A 2,813-nucleotide genomic window follows, 5' to 3' on the forward strand; every position below is an offset into this window, starting at 1 on the left:
CGAGTGGGAAGTGGCCCGGCGGACTGCGCCGGGGCACTTGCTCGCACGGTCAGCGGATGGCGAGCGCGGCCGGGAGTCCCCGCCTCACGCCCGGCAGCACAATGCCGGCCCGGCCGAAGAACGCGATGCCGGCCACGCCCGGGGCCAGGCCACCCCCTCCAGCGCCAATCGTCTTGCCGGCCATGTCGCCTCAAGGGAAAGATCGTTGGAGGAGACATGAACCCCCACACCACACAGCCGAGCCTCGCCCCCACCGCGTCGAGGGCTCCGATGCGGATCAGCACCGCTGACTACTTGTTCAGCCCGTCGAGCGCGGGTCTTCTGGGGCTGACACTGCCCGCGGTGTTCGCCGCCGCGGCCGAGGTCGCGCCTGATGCCGTCGCGGCGAGTGACGGGAAGAGGACGTGGACGTGGCGGCAGTGGCAGGCCGATTCGCAGGCGCTGGCGGCCGGGTTGCAGCGCAAGGGAGTGGGGACGGGTGATGTCGTCGCCATCCGGCTGCCCAACGACTGGAGATTTCTGACCGCGCACATCGCCGTGGCCGCGGTCGGGGCGGTCTTGCTGCCCCTGCCCCCGGCCCTGGAGCACTCCGACGTGCGTGCGGTGCTCGACCGGATCGAGCCCGTGTTCACGGTGGACAGGGAGAGCTGGGCGATGTTGCTGGCCGACGGGACGGGTGAACAACCGGTACCTGTTGCGGTGCGTCCCGACATGCCGCTGATGGTGCTGCCCTCCTCCGGCACCACCGCGGCCCGCCGCAAGCTGTGCCTGCACACCCACGACGCCGCATTGTCCAACGGGGCTGCGGTCGCGGCGGACGGCCTGGTCACCGAGGCCGATGTGCTCCTGGGTGCCCTCCCGTTCGGCGGGTTCACCCTGCAGCTGATCCACCTCACCCTGTTCACCCGCGCCCGCCAGGCGCTGCTGCCCCATTGGGACCTCGACGCCTTCCTCGACGTCGCCGCCCGGACCGGCGCCACCGTCCTCTACGCGGCGCCCGCACAGCTCGGCGACCTCGTGCGCAGGCTCGACACCCGGTCCGGGGCCGGGATCGCTCTGCGCTGGGTGCGCACGGGATGCGCCTCGGTGCCGGCCTCGCTGATCGGGGACCTGCGTCGGACCACCGGTGCCCGTGTGATCGTGCAGTGGTCCGAGGTGTGGGCGGGCACCTACACCAGGCTGGACGACCCCGACGATGCGGTGTCGGCCACCATCGGCACCCCCGTCGCCGGGGCGCGGGTCCGAGTGGTCGACGGTGAACTCCAGCTTCGCGGGCCGTCGATGTTCCGCGGCTACCTGGGCGAGCCGGAGCTGACCCGTGCCGCGGTGACCGGCGACGGATGGCTGCGTACCGGGGACCGTGCGGAGATCGGCGTCGACGGCAGGGTGCGTTTCCTGGGCCGGGCCAGCGAGATGATCAAGGTGGGTGGGCGCGAGTTCCCCGCCCGCGAGGTCGAGGACGTACTGGCTCGCTTCGGCCGGGTCGCCGTGGTCGGCCGCCCGGACGACCGGCACGGACAGTATCCGTGCCTGGTGGTCGACCGGGCGGACATCACGCTGGCGGAGGTCACCGAGGTCCTGCGCGCCGCGGGCCTGGCGGAGTACAAGATCCCGCGGGAGCTGGTCGCGGTCGAGACGATCCCGCTGGCTTACGGCGGCAAGATCAGCCGCAGGCTGGTCACCGAGCTGCTCGCCGCACGGGCCAAGTAGGGCCAGGCCGGGCCGGGAGTGCGGCCCGTTCAGGCGTGGCCGGGCGGATCGGCCAGGCGCCGGGCCAGGGTGAGGCCGTCGGCGATGTTGAGCATCACCAGTTCGACCCGGGGGTCGGTCCGTGCGTGCTCGTTGAGGGCATGCACCCCTGCGGCTTTGCTGCCCGGCTCCGGGCACACCACCTGGCCGGAGAAGAGGCTGTTGTCCACGACGAGCAGGCCGCCGGGCCGCAGCCGGGGTACCAGTTCCGTCCAGTAGTCGAGGTACTCGGGCTTGTGGCCGTCGATGAAGGCCAGGTCCAGGTGCGGGCCGGCGGGCATCGCCCGCAGGGTCTGCAGCGCGGGCCCGATGCGCACCTCGATCCGATCGGCCACCCCGGCCCGCTCGAAGTAGGGCCGGGCGATCTCGGCGAACCCCGGTTCGATCTCGCACGTGACCAGGCGGCCGTCCGGCGGCAGCCCGCGGGCCAGGGCGATGGCCGAGGAGCCGGTGAACATGCCGACCTCGACCACCGAGCGGGCGCCGGTCAGCCGCACCAGGAAAGTCAGCAGCGCCGCCTCCTCCAGCGGCAGCGCCATGTGCGCGAGCTCCGGCACGACAATCCGGGTCTGCCCGGCCAGCTCCGTCAGCAGCGGATCGGCCGCACGGCCGTGGTGGAGCAGGTAGCCCCTGATCTCCGGGGTGTCCTCCACCGTCTTGTGTCCCACCAGCACGACATCTGTCCTTTCAGTGATCGCTGACCCGGACGATCGTCTTGCCCGCCGAGGTGGCGGTCGCGCCCCGGGCCAGTGCGGCCGGAACCTCCTCCAGGGACAGCGTCGCCCCGACCAGCGCGGTGGGGTCGAGCCGTCCGGCCAGGAAGAGGTTGAGCAGGTAGGGGTAGATTCCGCCGCAGTGTCCGCGGGCTCCGATGAGGCGGGCCGCGTGCGACACCCACGGGTTCGAGTCGATGAGGGCGGCCAGGTCGGTGCGGGAGACCACCAGGCACCGCGCCCCCGGGCGCAGGTGGCGTTCGATGACCGGCAGGGTCGCCGCCGGGTTGCCCGACGCCTCCACGTGCACTTCGGCATCCAGCAGGGAGGTCTCCCGCAGCGGGGTCTGGG

General features: G+C 72.3%; 2 protein-coding genes and 1 pseudogene. 1 reads left to right on the top strand and 2 read right to left on the bottom strand.

Annotated features, from left to right (window positions below; genetic code table 11):
• Positions 1-216 precede the first annotated feature (216 nt).
• Positions 217-1,710, top strand: coding sequence for a class I adenylate-forming enzyme family protein (locus VR44_RS31050; protein WP_094192034.1), 1,494 nt, complete (start codon positions 217-219; stop codon positions 1,708-1,710).
• Between the two features lie 29 nt (positions 1,711-1,739).
• Here the strand turns inward: VR44_RS31050 and VR44_RS31055 are convergent, their stop codons facing one another.
• A complete protein-coding gene (locus VR44_RS31055) occupies positions 1,740-2,423 on the bottom strand; it encodes an O-methyltransferase (protein ID WP_245692547.1) in 684 nt (227 codons plus the stop codon).
• Positions 2,424-2,436: 13 nt separating this feature from the next.
• A pseudogene (locus VR44_RS47765) lies at positions 2,437-2,813 on the bottom strand (hypothetical protein); the annotation flags it as partial.

This window comes from Streptomyces katrae (assembly GCF_000966975.1).
In the GTDB taxonomy this organism is placed as follows: domain Bacteria; phylum Actinomycetota; class Actinomycetes; order Streptomycetales; family Streptomycetaceae; genus Streptomyces; species Streptomyces katrae.

Bases quoted from the DNA above. Each gene is read 5' to 3' on its own strand.
- VR44_RS31050 (WP_094192034.1), top strand. From the start codon at position 217: ATGAACCCCCACACCACACAGCCGAGCCTCGCCCCCACCGCGTCGAGG.